The sequence below is a fragment of the Brevundimonas sp. KH_060 genome, assembly GCF_057838275.1.
The window spans coordinates 16,233-31,735 of the sequence record NZ_CM174463.1 but is presented as its reverse complement, the minus strand read 5'-3'; the positions used below and the strand labels follow the sequence as shown (position 1 = coordinate 31,735).

12 protein-coding genes are annotated in these 15,503 nt (G+C 70.9%); 7 read left to right on the top strand and 5 right to left on the bottom strand.

The annotated features are described in order from the left end of the window. The first annotated feature begins 63 nt into the window (after positions 1 to 63). The 7 genes from AC3IPP_RS00125 to trxA all read left to right on the top strand — a co-directional run bounded on the left by AC3IPP_RS00125 (position 64) and on the right by trxA (position 10,385). A complete protein-coding gene (locus AC3IPP_RS00125; RefSeq protein WP_489149882.1) occupies positions 64 to 942 on the top strand; it encodes a 1-acyl-sn-glycerol-3-phosphate acyltransferase in 879 nt (292 codons plus the stop codon). After that, entirely contained in the window at positions 939 to 1,442 is a 504-nt protein-coding gene (tsaE, locus tag AC3IPP_RS00120; protein ID WP_489151079.1) for a tRNA (adenosine(37)-N6)-threonylcarbamoyltransferase complex ATPase subunit type 1 TsaE, read from the top strand. The genes AC3IPP_RS00125 and tsaE overlap by 4 nt, the downstream gene beginning before the upstream one ends. Beyond that, positions 1,435 to 2,523 carry an N-acetylmuramate/N-acetylglucosamine kinase AmgK gene (amgK, locus tag AC3IPP_RS00115; protein WP_489149881.1) on the top strand — a complete coding sequence of 363 codons (1,089 nt, stop codon included), beginning with the start codon at positions 1,435 to 1,437 and terminating at the stop codon, positions 2,521 to 2,523. Before tsaE ends, amgK begins: the two co-directional genes overlap by 8 nt. A gap of 187 nt (positions 2,524 to 2,710) precedes the next feature. Beyond that, positions 2,711 to 3,424 (top strand): N-acetylmuramate alpha-1-phosphate uridylyltransferase MurU, encoded by a 714-nt coding sequence (murU, locus tag AC3IPP_RS00110; RefSeq protein WP_489149880.1) that lies wholly within the window; start codon positions 2,711 to 2,713, stop codon positions 3,422 to 3,424. A gap of 2 nt (positions 3,425 to 3,426) precedes the next feature. Next, positions 3,427 to 6,501 carry a double-strand break repair protein AddB gene (gene addB, locus AC3IPP_RS00105; protein ID WP_489149879.1) on the top strand — a complete coding sequence of 1,025 codons (3,075 nt, stop codon included), beginning with the start codon at positions 3,427 to 3,429 and terminating at the stop codon, positions 6,499 to 6,501. Beyond that, positions 6,498 to 9,929 carry a double-strand break repair helicase AddA gene (gene addA, locus AC3IPP_RS00100; protein WP_489149878.1) on the top strand — a complete coding sequence of 1,144 codons (3,432 nt, stop codon included), beginning with the start codon at positions 6,498 to 6,500 and terminating at the stop codon, positions 9,927 to 9,929. The genes addB and addA overlap by 4 nt, the downstream gene beginning before the upstream one ends. A gap of 123 nt (positions 9,930 to 10,052) precedes the next feature. Next, complete coding sequence (trxA, locus tag AC3IPP_RS00095; RefSeq protein WP_003168818.1) at positions 10,053 to 10,385, top strand: thioredoxin; 333 nt, start codon at positions 10,053 to 10,055, stop codon at positions 10,383 to 10,385. 300 nt (positions 10,386 to 10,685) lie between these two features. On the opposite strand, the gene AC3IPP_RS00090 is transcribed toward trxA, so the two are convergent. From AC3IPP_RS00090 to trpB, 5 genes are read right to left on the bottom strand one after another with little or no spacing between them, the layout of a single operon-like run. After that, positions 10,686 to 11,972 carry a bifunctional folylpolyglutamate synthase/dihydrofolate synthase gene (locus AC3IPP_RS00090; protein WP_489149877.1) on the bottom strand — a complete coding sequence of 429 codons (1,287 nt, stop codon included), beginning with the start codon at positions 11,970 to 11,972 and terminating at the stop codon, positions 10,686 to 10,688. Positions 11,973 to 11,987: 15 nt separating this feature from the next. Next, the gene (locus tag AC3IPP_RS00085; RefSeq protein WP_489149876.1) at positions 11,988 to 12,884 is read right to left on the bottom strand and encodes an acetyl-CoA carboxylase carboxyltransferase subunit beta; all 897 of its coding nucleotides are present in this window, start codon (positions 12,882 to 12,884) and stop codon (positions 11,988 to 11,990) included. A gap of 11 nt (positions 12,885 to 12,895) precedes the next feature. Then, positions 12,896 to 13,738, bottom strand: a complete 843-nt coding sequence (gene trpA / locus AC3IPP_RS00080) for a tryptophan synthase subunit alpha (protein WP_489149875.1) — start codon at positions 13,736 to 13,738, stop codon at positions 12,896 to 12,898. Beyond that, entirely contained in the window at positions 13,735 to 14,244 is a 510-nt protein-coding gene (locus AC3IPP_RS00075; protein WP_489149874.1) for a hypothetical protein, read from the bottom strand. Before AC3IPP_RS00075 ends, trpA begins: the two co-directional genes overlap by 4 nt. A 2-nt stretch (positions 14,245 to 14,246) precedes the next feature. After that, positions 14,247 to 15,464 (bottom strand): tryptophan synthase subunit beta, encoded by a 1,218-nt coding sequence (gene trpB, locus AC3IPP_RS00070; RefSeq protein ID WP_489151078.1) that lies wholly within the window; start codon positions 15,462 to 15,464, stop codon positions 14,247 to 14,249. Positions 15,465 to 15,503 lie beyond the last annotated feature (39 nt).

The window sequence follows — 15,503 nt, the reverse complement described above, 5'->3', positions numbered from 1 at the left end:
ACACTCCCCCAAAGAATGGTCAGGCTTCCTGCATAGGCGGCGATCCGGTCCTAGCCAAGCTGGATGGCGCTTGCCCGACGCCGCCGCCTCGGCGACAAGCAGACGATGAGTCCGGCTCCCCACATCGTCGACGTGCTGATCGCCGAGCGCGCGCCCCGGCTGACGGGATCGGCCGCCTGGCCCATGGCGCGACCCGCCCTCTACGGCCTGCTCGACTACGCCAAGGCGCGGCGCATGGCCGACGCCATCGGCCCCATGGCCGGACGCCAGGCGCTCGACTACGTCTCCGACCTGCTGGAGCTGACGGTGCGGACGGCGCATCTGGACCGCCTGCCCGCCTCGGGCCGCTGTCTGGTGGTGTGCAACCATCCGACCGGCATCGCCGACGGCCTGGCCGTGCACGACGCCCTGCGGACGGTGCGGAACGACCTGATCTACTTCGCCAACGCCGATGCGCTGCGCGTCTCGCCGCGCCTGTCGGAAACCGTCGTCCCCGTCGAATGGGTCACGGCCAAACGCACGCGCGAGAAGACCCGCGCCACGCTTCAGGCCGCCAAGGAGGCGTTCGAGGCCGAACGCTGCGTCGTCATGTTCCCGGCCGGGCGCCTGGCCCGCGTCGGCCCGGACGGCCGACTGACCGACCCCGAATGGGCCGCCACCGCCGCCTCCCTGGCCCGCAAATATGAGGCGCCGGTGATCCCGATCCACGTCGCCGGTCCGAGCAGCCGCCTGTTCCACCTGTTCGACAAGGTGTCGCAGGAATTGCGCGACATCACCCTCTTCCACGAGCTGCTGAACAAGAAGGGCCGCGCCTTCGACCTGATCGTCGGCCGTCCCATCCCGCCGCTGGCCCTGGACGTCGACGCCCAGGCCGCCACCCTGAAACTGAAAACCTTCGTCGAGCGGACCCTGGCCGCCGATCCTGACGCGACCTTCGCCTGATGATTTTCGACCTTCCCGACGCCGACGCCACCACCCGCCTCGGCGAAGCGATCGCTCCCCTGCTGGCGCCGGGCGAGGCCGTCCTGCTCTACGGCCCGCTGGGCATGGGCAAGTCGACGCTGGCGCGCGGCCTGATCCGCGCCCTGACGCACCCCGACGAGGACGTGCCCTCGCCGACCTTCACCCTGGTCCAGTTCTACGAGAGCGATCCGGCGATCGCCCATTTCGACCTCTATCGCCTCAGCCGTCCCGAAGAAGCCTTTGAGATCGGTCTGGACGAGGCGCTGGACGAGGGTTGCGCCCTGATCGAATGGCCCGAGCGTCTGGGCGACGACCCCGGTCGGATGCTCGGCCCCGACCGGCTGACGATCGAAATCTCGGAACCCGCCCCTCAGGCAGCCGCCCTCCGCGAGGGCGGCGATAGGGGCCTCTCTGGAAGAGTTGCGACCGCAACTGGCGCAGGGTCGTGGGAAGCGAAACTGAAGGAACTCCATGTCTGACCGCGAAGCCCTCCGTCTCGATTTTCTGCGCTCAACCGGTCTGGCCGAGGCCGTCCGCGCGCCCCTGCCCGGCGACGCCTCGACGCGGCGTTATGAGCGCCTGACGACGCCCTCGGGCGCCTCCCTGATGCTGATGGACCAGGCCCCCGCCGCCGAGAGCCAGCCCTGCGATCCGTCGTGGACGCCGGAACAGCGCCACGCCCAAGGCTGGAACGCCGTCGCCCGCCTGTCCGCCGGACGCATCGAGGCCTTCGCCGCCGTCGCCGCCCATCTGAAGTCGCTCGGCCTGTCCGCGCCTGAGATCGTCGCCGTCGACGCCCCCAACGGCCTGGCGGTGATCGAGGATTTCGGCGACGCCCTGTTCGCCCGCGTCATCGAGGACGGCGCCGATCCCGCCCCCCTCTATCGCGCCGCCGTCGAGGCCCTGGCCGTCCTGCACGCCGCCCCGACGCCCGATGTCCTGAGCGGCCCGGCAGGCGACTGGCCCCTGCTGACCTATGACCAGACGGCGCTGCAAGGCGGCGCCGACCTGTTCGTCGAATGGCTGCCCAAGCTGATCCCATCGTTGGCCTTCGATGAAGCCGCCGTCGCCGAATGGCGCGCAGCCTGGGCCCCGATCACGGCGGCGGGCGAGGCGGGCGCCTCCGTCATGGCTCACCGCGACTATCACGCCGAGAACCTGATCCGGCTGGACGGCAAGACCGGCGCCGCCTCGGTCGGGATGATCGACTTCCAGGACGCGGTGAAGGCCCATCCGTCATGGGATCTGCACTCCCTGCTGCAGGACGCCCGCCGCGACGTGGCGCCCGAGCTGGAGGCCTTGGCGCTCGACCACTATTTCGCCCTGCGCCCCGAGATCGACCGCGAGGCCTTCATGGCGTCCTACGCCGGCCTGGCGGCGCTGAACGAAGCGCGCATCCTGGGGATCTTCGCTCGCCTGATCGCCCGCGACGGCAAGCCCCGCTACGCCGCCTTCATGCCGCGCATGTGGGCGCACCTGAACGCCAATCTGAAGGCGCCGGGTCTCGAAGCCGTCGCCGCCTGGATGGACCGCCACGCGCCGGAGGATGTGCGTCGATGAAGACGATCGCGCTCTTCCTTCTCCCCTCGTGGGAGAAGGTGGGCCGCGCAGCGGCTCGGATGAGGGGGCGGGTTCCGCCGGTCTCGCCTTTGCCGTCTGAACGCGCGCGCGTCGCTGCCCGCCCCCTCATCCGTCATGCTCCGCATGACACCTTCTCCCACGAGGGGAGAAGGGCTGGAGTCGTTTTATGACCGCACCCACCACCGCCATGGTTCTCGCCGCCGGGCTCGGCACGCGGATGCGCCCCCTGACCAACGACCGGCCCAAGGCCCTGGTCGAGGTCGGCGGCAAGGCGCTGATCGACCATGTCCTCGACCGCCTGGCCGAGGCGGGCGTGACCGACGCCGTGGTCAACGTCCACTGGTTCGCCGATCGTCTGGAAAGCCATCTGGCCAGCCGCGCGCGCCCATCCATCACCATTTCTGACGAACGCGCCGAACTGCTGGAAACCGGCGGCGGCCTGAAGAGGGCGCGCCCTCTTCTGGGCGATGATCCCGTCTTCGTCGCCAATATCGACAGCGTCTGGATCGATCGCGGCGACGCCCTGGGCGACCTCATCCGCCTGTGGGATCCCGCGCGCATGGACGCCGCCCTGCTGCTGGCCCGGCGCGAAGGCTCCATCGGCTTCGAGGGCGGCGGCGATTTCTTCCTCGGAGACGACGGCGCCCTGACCTTCCGGGGCGAGGCGGCCAGCGCGCCCTACGCCTATATGGGCGTCCACATCACCCGACCCGATTACGCCGACCACGGCCCCGACGGCCCTTTCTCGCTCAGCCCCCTGTGGCGCGCCTCGGCCGCCGAGGGGCGCCTGTTCGGCTGCGTGCTGGACGGCGACTGGATGCACGTCGGCGACCCGGAGGCGCGCGATGAAGCCGAGGCGCGGCTGAAGGCGGAGACCTGACCATGACGGGGGGGCGCTTCGATCCGTTCGCCGGAAGCGGGCCGCGCTGGCGCGCCGTGCCCGCCTGGCGGCCCTTCCTCGAAGACCTGGCGGCGGGGGTGCTGGACTGGCTGGGCGACGCCCCGCCCGAGACCCTGACCGACGCCACCATCCTGCTGCCCAACCGCCGCGCCGCCCGCGCCTTCTCCTTCGCGCTGGGCAAGCTGGCGGGCGAACGCCCTGTCCTGCTGCCTCAGGTCCGCCCGCTCGGCGATCTGGAAGAGGACGAGCCGCCCTTCGCCCCCGGCGAACTGGGTCTGGACCTGCCGCCCGCCATCGCCCCCCTGACGCGCCGCTTCGAAATGGCGCGGATGATCGCCGAGGACTTCGAGCCGGGGATGAAGCCCCTGCGCGCGCTCGAAATGGCCGATGCGCTCGGCGCCTTCCTCGACTCCTGCCAGCTGGAGGAAGTCTCCGACCTGTCGCGCGTCGCCACCCTGGCGGAACAGGATCTGGCCGAGCACTGGCGCGAAAGCGCCCGCTTCCTCGGCCTCGCCGTCGAGGCCTGGCCCAAACGGCTGGAGGCGCTAGGGCTGGTCGATCCGGCCTGGCGCCGCGCCACCCTTTTGCGCCGTCTGGCCGAGGCGTGGGACGCCCGCCCGCCGCAGGCCCCCGTCATCGCCGCTGGTTCGACTGGCACCGTCCCCGCCGCCGCCGATGTGCTGAAGGCCGTTGCGAAGGCGCCGCAGGGCGTGGTCGTCCTGCCCGGCCTCGACCTTGATCTGGCCGCCGACGCCTGGGACCGCATCGACGACCAGCACCCGCAGGCCGCGCTGAAAGCCCTGTTGGCCCGCGCCGAAGTCACGCGCGAGGCCGTCCAGCTGTGGTTCCAGCCGCCACTCTATCCCGCCATCGAGGCGCGCGGCCTGGCCCGCCAGCGCCTGATCAACGAAGCCCTGCGCCCCGCCGAGGCCACTGACGACTGGCGCCGCGAGATCAAACGTCTTCGCGCCCGCTCGGCCGAGGCGGGCCGCGCCGCCGACCCCATCGCCGAGGGCCTGTCGGGCCTGTCCGTCCTGTCCGTCCGCGCCGAGGAAGAGGCCGCGACCGCCGTCGCCCTGATGATGCGCGAAAGCCTGGAGCACCGCACGCCCAACGGCCGCCCCATCAGTTGCGCCCTGGTGACGCCGGATCTGCAACTGTCGCGCCGGGTCGAGGCGCGGCTGGCGCGCTGGGGCATCGTCGCCGACTCCTCGACCGGCCAGCCGCTGTCGCGGATGACGGCGGGGGTGCTGGTCGACCTTGGCGCCCGTTTCCTGGCCGAGCCTCTGAAGCCGCAGACCCTGCTAGCCCTGCTGAAGCACCCACTGGTCCGCCTCGATCTGGGTGAGACGTCGCTCACCGACGCCGCCGAGGCGCTGGAGGAACACGCCCTGCGCGGCCCCCGCCCGCGCCGCTGGTCCCAGTTGCGCGAGAAGCTGCTGAAGGCGGGCGAACCCCGGCGCGGCGGCCTGCCGCTGGCCGACTGGAAGCTGGCTCGCCTCAAGGGCGCGCAGGCCCTCGTCGACCGGCTGGAGGCGCTGGCGACCGCCCGTCCCTGTCCGCCCGACGAGGCGGCCCGCACCCTGACCGCCCTGATCGAAGCCCTGGCCGGTCAGAACGCCTGGGCCGGACCGGACGGCGAGGCGGCGGCCGCCCTTCTGTCGGCCCTGATCGAGGGCGGCGGCCCGCTGGGTCAGACCACCCCCGCCGAGTTCGCTGATCTGATCGCCGCCTTGCTGGCCGAAGCCACGGTGCGCACCGGCGGCGCCACACATCCGTCCTTGCGCATCCTCGGCGCCATTGAGGCGCGGCTGGCGCGGGCCGACCGCATGATCCTGGCCGGGCTGGAGGAGGGCGTCTGGCCTAACGCGGCCCCGGTCGACCCCTTCCTGTCGCGGCCGATGCGCGCCGCCCTGCCCCTGCCCGCGCCGGAACGGCGTCTGGGTCAGACGGCGCAGGACTTCGTTCAGGCCGCCTGCGCTGACGAGGCGATCCTGGTCCACTGCGAGCGTCGCGGCGGCCAGCCCGCCGTGCGCTCGCGCTGGCTGTGGCGGCTGGAGATGCTGACGCGTGGCGCCGATGCACCCGACACCCCGGTCAAACTCAGCGCCCCCGACGGCGCTGCCGACTGGACCAGCGCTCTCGACGCCCCGCCGCCCGGCCCGGCCCGGCTGGCCCCGCGCCCCGCGCCCACGCCCCCGGTCGAGCGCCGCCCGCGCAGCCTCTATGTCACCGGGGTCGAGCGCTGGGTCCGCGACCCCTACGCCCTCTACGCCCGCCGCATCCTGAACCTCGAACCGATGGAGCGCCCCGGCGCCTCGGCCGAGGCCCTGGCGCGCGGCAACGCCGTGCACAAGGCCATCGAGCGCCTGACCGAGGACTGGCCCGATCTGCTGCCCGACGATCTCGACGCGGTGATCGAGCGCCTGTTGCTGGAGGAACTGACCGCCCACGGCTTCGAGGACGCCGCCATGGCCCGCGAGGCGCCGCTGGCGAAGAACGCCGCCCGCTGGCTGGCCGGGTTCGAGACCGAGCGCCGCGCGCGCGGCGTCGACCTGCTGATCGAGCAGCAGGGAGCCCTGACCTTCGACGTGCCGGGCGGCCCCTTCACCGTCAAGGCCTACGCCGACCGCATCGAGGTCGGCGCGCTGTCGGCCGCCGTCATGGACTTCAAGACCGGCCAGGTTCCGAGCGCCAAACAGATCAAGGCGGGCTTCGCGCCCCAGCTGACCCTGACCGGCGCCATTCTCGCCGCTGGCGGCTTCAAGGCGACTAACGGCCCCGTCTCGCCCGAAGAGCTGACCTACGTCCGCGTCGTCGGCCGCAAGAAGGCGGGCGAGGTCGCCGTGCGCGCCGCCGGGCCGGAGGCGCAGATCCTGTCCGACGCCGCCCTGCAAGGCCTGATGGCCCGCGTCGCCGACTTCGACAGGCCGGAGACGCCCTACCTCTCGTGGGCCGCGCCTCATCTGATGGGCAGCTACAGCCCCTACAACCTGCTGGCCCGCGTCTGGGAATGGCACGTCATCGGCGGCGGCGAAGAAGGAGAGGCGGAATGAACCTCCACGTTCGGGACGGCCTCAATCCCCAGACCCGCGCCGCCGACCCGGCCCGTTCGGTCTTCGTCACCGCCAACGCCGGATCGGGCAAGACCACTACTCTGGTCAGCCGGGTGGCGCGCCTGCTGCTGGGCGGCGCCGCGCCTTCGGCCATCCTGTGCGTGACCTACACCAAGGCCGCCGCCGCCGAGATGCAGGCCCGCCTGTTCGAGACTCTGGGCAAGTGGGCCGTCATGGACGACGGCGAACTGTCGGCTGAACTGGCGAAGCTGGACGACAGCGACACCGCCGCCCTCAACCCCGCCCGCCTGTCGGAGGCGCGACGCCTGTTCGCCCGCGCGCTGGAGACGCCCGGCGGGCTGAAGATCCAGACCATCCACGCCTTCTGCGAAAAGCTGCTGCGTCGCTTTCCCATCGAGGCGGGGGTGTCGCCGCGCTTCACCGTGCTGGAGAACGAGGCCGCGATCGCCCTGTCTCACGCCGCGCGCGAGGATCTGGCCCGCGCCGCCCTCAACGACGCCGAAGGGCCAGTCGGCGAGGCCTACAGCCATTTCGCGGTCGAGTTGGACTGGGGCCGCTTCCAGGATCTGCTGGCCCTGATCGAGAACAAACGCGCCGAACTGACCGACTATGTCGCCCGCGTCGCCGACGGCCGCGCGCCCGGCCCCTACGTCCTGACCGGCGCCGACCCGCAAAAGGCGCCCGAGGATATCGAGGCCGACTTCCTGCGCTGGCTGGACCGGGGCGAGGTCCGCCGCATGGCCGAGCTGATGGCCACCGGCTCCAAGACCGACAAGGATCGCGCCGCCGAACTGATCCACGCCCTCAACCACGACTGGACCTTCCACGGCCTGGGCGTCGTCTTCCTGACCGGCTCCGGCTCGCCCCGCAAGTCAATGGCGACCAAGCAGGCGCCGCCGGACGCCGCGGGCTGGCTGACCGATCTGCAGGACAAGTTCCTGGCCGCCCGCGACCAGCTGCGCGCCGCCAAGGTCGCCGACGACACCATCAAGCTGCTGACCCTCGCCAACGCCCACGCCGCCCTCTACGAGGCGGCCAAGACGGCCCACGGCGCGTTGGACTTCTCGGACCTGGTGGCGCGCACGGTCGAGCTGCTGACCGTCCGCTCGACCGCCGCCTGGGTGCTGTACAAGCTGGACGGCGGCGTCGACCACGTCCTGATCGACGAGGCGCAGGACACCGCCCCTGAACAGTGGGCTATCATGCGCGCCCTGACCGGCGAATTCTTCACCGTCGAGGGCACCGACCGCACCGTCTTCGCCGTCGGCGACGAGAAGCAGTCGATCTACTCCTTCCAGGGCGCCCGGCCCGAGCGGCTGCGACAGGAAGCGCAGGTCTACGACAGCCTGATCACCGGGGCGGGCGGCGCCTTCGAGGGCGTGCCGCTGGAGACCTCCTACCGCTCGACCGAGGCGGTGCTGACGTTCGTGGATGAAGTCTTCGCCACGCCCGAACGCGCCCGCGCCCTGGTCGGGGAAACCGGCGAGATTCCGCACCACACTGCCGCTCGTCTAGGCCAGCCCGGCGCCGTCGAGCTATGGCCACTGTTCGTGGACGAAGCCCCGCCCGAGCGCGACGCCTGGACCGATCCCGTCGATCAGGAAGGAACCGCCAGCGCCCGCAAACGCATGGCCCAGACCCTGGCGCTCGAAATCAAGCGCCAGGTCGACAGCGGCGCCGTCGTCTTCGACAAGGGCGGCGCTGCGCGTCCCTGCGGCTATGGCGACTTCCTGATCCTGGTCCGCCGCCGGGACGCGACGTTCGAGGAGATCATCCGCGCCCTGAAGGCGGCGGGAGCGCCGGTGGCGGGCGCCGACCGGCTGAAGCTGTCGCAGCACATCGTCTTCGACGACCTGAAGGCCCTGGCCCGCTTCGCCCTCTTCCCCGGCGACGATCTGACGGTCGCCGAGATGCTGCGCGGTCCCTTCTGCGACGTGGACGAGGACAGCCTGTTCGAGCTGGCGGGCCGCGAAAAGCGCGACGGCCTGTGGCGCGAACTGAAGCGCCGCGCGGGCGAACGGCCCGAGTGGGGTCGGGCGCTGGACCTGCTGCGCGCGGCGCGCGACGCCCGCGACCTCGATCCGTTCAGCTTCTTCTCCCGCCTGCTGAACCGGGTGGACGCAACCGGCCAATCAGGTCGCGCCCGCATCCTGACGCGGCTGGGGCGTGAGGCCGAGGAAGCCGTCGACGAGACCCTCAATCAGGTGCTGGCCGCCGAGGGGCGCGGCGGGACCGATCTGGAGACCTGCCTCGCCCTGCTGGAAGCCGCCGACGTCGAGGTGAAGCGCGAACTGGAAGGCCCGCGCGGCGAGGTCCGCGTCATGACTGTTCACGGCGCCAAGGGGCTGGAGGCGCCGGTCGTCATCCTGCCCGACACGACGATGAAGGCGAAGGCGCAGGGGCCGTCCCTGATGCCCGTCTCGCTGGAGGACGGCGCCGAGGCCTGGCTGATGTGCCCCGGCTCATCGAAGGAGGACTGCCCCGCCTCGGCCGACGCCCGTGCGGCGCGCGAGGCGCGGGTCGGCGATGAATCCCTGCGCCTGCTCTACGTCGCCCTGACCCGTGCGCGGGACCGGGTGATCGTCATGGGGCGCGGCTCCAAACGCGCGCCCGAGGCCGGGGACTGGTGGTCGGTGATCGAGGAGACCTTCAACCGGCTGGGTGATCAGGTGCGTGAACTGGACGGCGGCGTCCGTCGCTACGGCGCCGATCCCGACAGCCTGCCCGCCGCCGTCGCCACGGTTGAAGCCCGCCCTGAGGCCCCCGACTGGGCGCGGATCAACCCGCCGCGTGACGCGGCCGCCCGCTTCGCCTCGCCGTCGCAGATGCAGGAGCAGAAGCGCATCCCCGCCCCGTCGCCGCTGGCGCGCGGCGAAGGCCCCGGCGCGGGTCTGGGCCGCTTCCGGCGCGGGGACCTGATCCACCGCCTGCTGGAGCGCCTGCCCGACCTGCCGCCGCCCGACCGTCCCGACGCCGCGCACCGGATGCTGGCGCGCGAGCGCGACCTGAGCGAGGACCAGCGCGCCGAGATGATCGCCGCCGCCTTCGGCGTGCTGGACGACACCCGCTTCGCCCCCGTCTTCGGCCCCGGCAGCCGCGCCGAGGTCGCCCTGACCGGGACCGCGCCCGACCTGCCGTCCGGCGTGTCGATCTCCGGCCGCATCGACCGGCTGGTGATCACGCCCGAGCGGGTGCTGGTGGTCGACTTCAAGTCCAACCGCCCGGCTCCCGATCACGTCGAGGACGCCGATCCGGCCTATGTGCTGCAGATGGCGATCTACGCCGCCGTCCTACGCCGCCTCTATCCCGAGCGGGCGGTCGAGGCGGCCCTGGTCTGGACCGACGGGCCGAAGCTGATGGCGGTTCCTCAAGCCCTGATGGACAGCGCTCTCGAAAATGCGCGTTGATTTGTCGAGGATTCGCACCCACATCTGTGGCCGAACGTCGGACCTTCCGACGCGCAATCTATTCAGCGCTCAAACAGCAAGGCCCCGCGGGCCGAGCGATAGCGCCCTAAAGGAGAGCCATTCATGGCGACTGTGAAAGTCACCGACGACAGCTTCGACGCCGACGTCCTGAAATCCTCGACCCCCGTCCTGGTGGACTTCTGGGCCGAGTGGTGCGGCCCCTGCAAACAGATCGGCCCGGCGCTGGAGCAGATCGCCGACGAGCTGGCCGGCAAGGTCACCGTCGCCAAGGTCAACATCGACGACAGCCCCATGGTCCCGTCCAAGATGGGCGTGAAGGGCATCCCGACCCTGATGCTGTTCAAGGACGGCCAGATGACCTCGATGAAGGTCGGCGCCATGCCCAAGGGCAAGATCGTCGAATGGCTGGCCGAAGCCGGCGTCAAGGCGGACTAATACCCGCACGACTTTTCCCTCCCCGTCCCGGGGAGGGTGGTTGAGGCCGTCAGGCCGAAACCGGGTGGGGGCGGCGCCGCTGACGGGGCACCGCCTTTTCTTTTTGCAAACGCCCTCCCCCTCGATGGGGGAGGGTTGGGTGGGGGTGAAGGCAGATCGTTTCCGATAAAGGCGCGGGAGGCCTCCGCGCCTCGTGCGCCACGCCTTCTCACGTCGCGCCCTAATCACCTGGCCCTCCCCACCCGGTCGCTTCGCGACCACCCTCCCCGGGACGGGGAGGGAGAGGCGCGGCGTTTTGCTTCAGACCGGCCAGGTCTCGCGGCTGGCGCCCAGCACCTCGCCCGCCAGATACAGCGAGCCGCAGATGACCACCCGTCCGGCGCCCAGGGCCAGGGCGCGGTCCAGCGCGGCGTCCACTGATCCCGCCGCCATGGCGCCGAAGCCGCGTCCCTGGGCGACGCCGGCCAGAGCCTCCGGTTCGGCGGCCGTCCCGTCGAAGCCGACGGTGAAGACCTGGGCGTCGATCCCCTTCAAAGCTTCGAAGAAGCCGCCCGCGTCCTTGTTGGCCAACATGCCGACGATCAGGGCCGTGGGGCGCGGCGCGCGCGCCTGACGATCGGACAGGGCGCGGGCCAGGGCGCGGGCGGCGTGGGGGTTGTGCCCGCCGTCCAGCCACAGTTCGGCGTCCGCCTTCTGGGCCTTATCGGCATAGGCGCCTGCCGTCAGCCGCTGCATCCGCGCGGGCCAACGCACGGCCTTCAGGCCCTCGGCGATGGCGGTTTCGGGCAGGTCCAGCTCCAGCGCGGCGGCGATCGCCACGCCCGCGTTGTCGAACTGGTGCGCGCCGGGCAAGGCGGGCGCGGGCAGGTCGAGAAACCGCTCCTGATCCTGATAGACGAGGCCCCCGCGCTCGGCCCAGGCGTCGAAGTCCACGCCCATGACCGTCAGGGGCGAGCCGACCTCGGCCGCGCGGCGCTCGATCACCGCCATGGCCGCCTCGGATTGACGCGCCACGACGCCGCGTGCGCCCGCTTTCAGGATGCCCGCCTTCTCGCCCGCCACGCCCTCGATGGTCGTGCCCAGAAACTCGGCGTGGTCCAGATCAACCGGGGTGATGACGCTGAGCAGGGGCCGGGCGATGACGTTGGTCGCGTCCAGCGATCCGCCCAGGCCGACCTCGATGATCGCCAGGTCTGCGGGCGTCTCGCTCATGGCCAGAAGGCCTGCCGCCGTGGTGCTTTCGAACACGGTCGCCTGGCCGCCGGTCTCGGCCATCGCCGCCTCGACCCGGTCGAGGATGGCGTTCAGCGCCTCATCCGTGATCAGCGTCCCAGCCAGCCGGATGCGCTCGTTGAAGCGCACCAGATGCGGCGAGGTATAGGTGTGGACGCGCAGGCCCGCCGCCTCTGCAATCGCCCGGAGCAGGGCGACCGTCGATCCCTTGCCGTTGGTGCCCGCGACATGGACCACCGGCGGCAGCTTGTCCTGCGGATCGCCGAGCGCGGCGCACAAGGCCCGCATCCGGTCCAGCGACAGGTCGATGCGCTGGGGATGCCGGGCGCGCAGGCGTTCCGAGATCGGGTCCATGGGAAAAGCCTGCGGTTAGGCAGCCTTCTTCTGGGCCGTACCGCCCATCAGCATGGACAGGATCTGGCCCAGCGTGGTCGGCAGGTCGCCGCGCGCTGCCACCTTGTCCACCATGCCCTTGTCCTTGAGGTATTCCGCGCGCTGGAAGCCCGGCGGCAGTTTCTCGCGGATGGTGGTCTCGATCACGCGCGGACCCGCGAAGCCGATCAGGGCGCCCGGCTCGGCCAGGTGAACGTCGCCCAGCATGGCGTAGGAGGCCGTGACCCCGCCCGTCGTGGGGTCGGTCAGCACCACGACGTAGGGCAGCTTGGCCGCCTTCACTTCCTGAACGGCCAGCGTGGTGCGGGCCATCTGCATCAGGCTGAGGGCGCCTTCCTGCATCCGCGCCCCGCCGGCGGCGGTATAGCAGACCAGGGGAACGTTGCGCTTCACCGCTTCACGCGCGGCGGCGATGAAGGCCTCGCCCGCCGCCATGCCCAGCGAACCGCCCATGAAGGTGAAGTCCTGAACGATGACCACGGCGGGCGCGCCGCCGATGCGGCCGTAGCCGATGGCCATGGTGTCCTTGCGGCCCGCCGCCTTGCGCGCCGCCGACAGGCGATCGCGATAAGGCTTGCCGTCCGAGAATTTGAGCGGGTCTTCCGGCACGTCCGGCGTGTCGATGCTCTCGAACAGGCCGTCGTCGAAGGTGGCCTTCAGGCGCGTCGGCGCATTGATCCGCATGTGACGGCCCGACGGCGTGACCCACAGGGCCGCCTCCAGGTCCGAGCGGAACAGCATCTCGCCCGTGTCGGGGTCCTTGACCCACAGATTGTCCGGGGTGTCGCGCGGGCTGACGATCTTGCGCACGCCGGGCGCGAAACGCGACAGCCAGCCGCCGCGAGCCTTGTTCTCGGGATTTTTATCGACCATGGGCGGGGCCTTTAAACGGTTTCCGTCACGGAAGCACTAGTGCGGGCGGCATGAACCGCATCGGCCAGGGCCTTCACCTTGGCCAGAACGCGGGGAACGGCCGGTTCGTTCGCCGCCAGCGCGGCGGCCACTTCGTCGACGAAGACGGAGCCGGCGACCACGGCGTCGGCGACGCGGGCGATCTCGGCGGCGCGCTCGGGCGTCTTCACGCCGAAGCCGACGGCGACGGGCAGGTTGGCCGCACGACGCACGCGTTCGACGGCGGGCGCCACGTCAGCGGCCACAGCTTCCTTCACCCCCGTCACCCCGGCGACCGAGACATAGTAGACAAAGCCCGACGTGCCCTCGGCGATGACCTTCAGCCGGTCGTCATCGGACGTCGGCGTGGCGAGGCGGATCAGCGACAGATCGGCCGCCTTCAAAGCCGCCAGCAGAGGCGCCGCCTCTTCCGGCGGGCAGTCGACCACGATAATGCCGTCCACCCCGGCCTCGGCCGCATCGCGGGCGAAAGCCTCATAGCCGTAGGATTCGACCGGGTTCAGATAGCCCATCAGAATCAGCGGCGTGTCCTGATCCGTCTTGCGGAAGTCGGCGACCAGATCGAGCGTGCCGCGCAGGGTCATCCCCGCCTTCAGCCCGCGCAAGGCGGCGCGCTGGATCGGCGGCCCCTCGGCCATCGGATCGGAAAACGCCAGACCCAGCTCGATCAGGTCGGCGCCTGCGGCGGGCAGGCCCTTGAGGATCTCCAGCGCCTCATCCCGGCTGGGATCGCCGGTCATGACATAGGGAACGAAACCGGCCCGGCCCTCGGCCTTCAGCCTGGCGAAGCGGGCGTCGATGCGGGCGGTCGTCACTGAGCCGAACCTCCCGAAGGCGTCGCCGCCGGAGCGGCGGGCGCCGCCGTGCAGACGTCGCCCGGAATGACGGCGAAGCCCAGATAGCCTGGAGCGGTCGCCTCGGCGGGTTTGGTCTCATCGTAGAAGGCGACCATCTGCAGGCCGTCGCAGCCGCCGCCGTCGCGGCGACGCACGAAGATGACGCGGTTGTCGTCGCCGTCGGCCGCCAGCCAGTTCAGGGTGGCTAGATGCTCGGTATAGGCGTCGGCCAGGGCGCCGATCTGATCCAGTTGCGCCGTCACGCAGAAGGCCGCCGTGCGCAACAGGCCGCCGCAGTCGGCCGCCTCCGTCGCCGGCGGCAGGACCGGCATTCCCGTGGCCGCTGGACCAGGCGGAATCGTCGGCGCGGTCTGTACGGGCGCCTGGCCAGAAGACGTCTGGGGCGCAGGCGCGGCGTTGTTCTGCGCCAGGGTCAGAGTCGGCGACACGGCCGCCACGACGGCGGCGATCAGCAAAGTCTTCATCATCACAGCTCCACGCCCAGGTGCTGGGCCACGGTGTTGATATCCTTGTCGCCCCGGCCCGACAGGACGATCACCAGATCGCCGCCCTTGCCGATGTCCTTGGCGACCTCGCCCGCGCGCGCCAGGGCGTGCGATGCTTCCAACGCCGGAATGATGCCTTCCAGCCTGCACAGCTGTTGGAAGGCTTCCAGCGCCTCGTCGTCCGTGCTCGACAGATATTCGGCCCGGCCGAGGTCATGCAGCCAGGCGTGCTCCGGACCAATGCCCGGATAGTCCAGACCGGCCGAGATGGAGTGCCCCTCCAGGATCTGGCCGTCGGCGTCCTGCAACAGATAGGTGCGGTTGCCGTGCAGCACGCCCGAGCGCCCGCCCTTCAGACTGGCGGCATGGGCGGGGGTGTCCAGGCCGTGGCCGGCGGCCTCGACCCCGATCAGGCGCACGCTCTCGTCCTGAATGAAGGGGTGCATGGCGCCGATGGCGTTCGATCCGCCGCCGATGCAGGCCATGACGGCGTCGGGCAGGCGGCCGATCTGGCGCTGGCTCTGGGCCTTGATCTCCTTGCCGATCACCGACTGGAAATCGCGCACCATGGCCGGATAGGGGGCCGGGCCCGCCGCCGTGCCGATGATGTAATAGGTGTCAGCGACATTGGTGACCCAGTCGCGCATCGCCTCGTTCATGGCGTCCTTGAGCGTCGCCGCCCCGGCCGTCACCGCCGTCAGTTCCGCGCCCAGCAGCTTCATGCGGAAGACGTTCGGCTGCTGCCGCGCCACGTCGACGGCGCCCATGTAGACCGTGCAGGGAAGGCCGAAGCGGGCGCAGACGGTGGCCGAGGCGACCCCGTGCTGACCGGCGCCGGTCTCGGCGATGATGCGCGTCTTGCCCATGCGGCGGGCCAGCAGGATCTGACCCATGCAGTTGTTGATCTTGTGCGCGCCCGTGTGGTTCAGGTCTTCGCGTTTCAGCCAGATGTTCGCGCCGCCGAAATGCTCGGTCAGACGCTCGGCGAAATAGAGCGGGCTGGCGCGGCCGACGTAGTGCTCCAGATAGCCGTCGAGTTCGGCCTGGAAGCTCGGGTCCGCCTTGGCCGCCGCATAGGCCGCCTCCAACTCGTGGATCAGCGGCATCAGGGTCTCGGGCACGAAGCGGCCGCCATAGGGACCGAAGCGCCCTTCGGCGTCGGGCCAGGCGTAGGAATTCGACAGGGAGGCGTTCACGATATCCGGCACACGAAAATCTTCAGGGAGGAAGGCGACGAA

Excerpts from the sequence above, each read along its gene's own strand:
- AC3IPP_RS00125 (WP_489149882.1), top strand. The coding sequence starts at position 64 with ATGGCGCTTGCCCGACGCCGCCGCCTCGGCGACAAGCAGACGATGAGT.
- amgK (WP_489149881.1), top strand. The coding sequence starts at position 1,435 with ATGTCTGACCGCGAAGCCCTCCGTCTCGATTTTCTGCGCTCAACCGGT.
- murU (WP_489149880.1), top strand. The coding sequence starts at position 2,711 with ATGACCGCACCCACCACCGCCATGGTTCTCGCCGCCGGGCTCGGCACG.
- addB (WP_489149879.1), top strand. The coding sequence starts at position 3,427 with ATGACGGGGGGGCGCTTCGATCCGTTCGCCGGAAGCGGGCCGCGCTGG.
- addA (WP_489149878.1), top strand. The coding sequence starts at position 6,498 with ATGAACCTCCACGTTCGGGACGGCCTCAATCCCCAGACCCGCGCCGCC.
- trxA (WP_003168818.1), top strand. The coding sequence starts at position 10,053 with ATGGCGACTGTGAAAGTCACCGACGACAGCTTCGACGCCGACGTCCTG.
- AC3IPP_RS00090 (WP_489149877.1), bottom strand. The coding sequence starts at position 11,972 with ATGGACCCGATCTCGGAACGCCTGCGCGCCCGGCATCCCCAGCGCATC.
- AC3IPP_RS00085 (WP_489149876.1), bottom strand. The coding sequence starts at position 12,884 with ATGGTCGATAAAAATCCCGAGAACAAGGCTCGCGGCGGCTGGCTGTCG.
- AC3IPP_RS00075 (WP_489149874.1), bottom strand. The coding sequence starts at position 14,244 with ATGAAGACTTTGCTGATCGCCGCCGTCGTGGCGGCCGTGTCGCCGACT.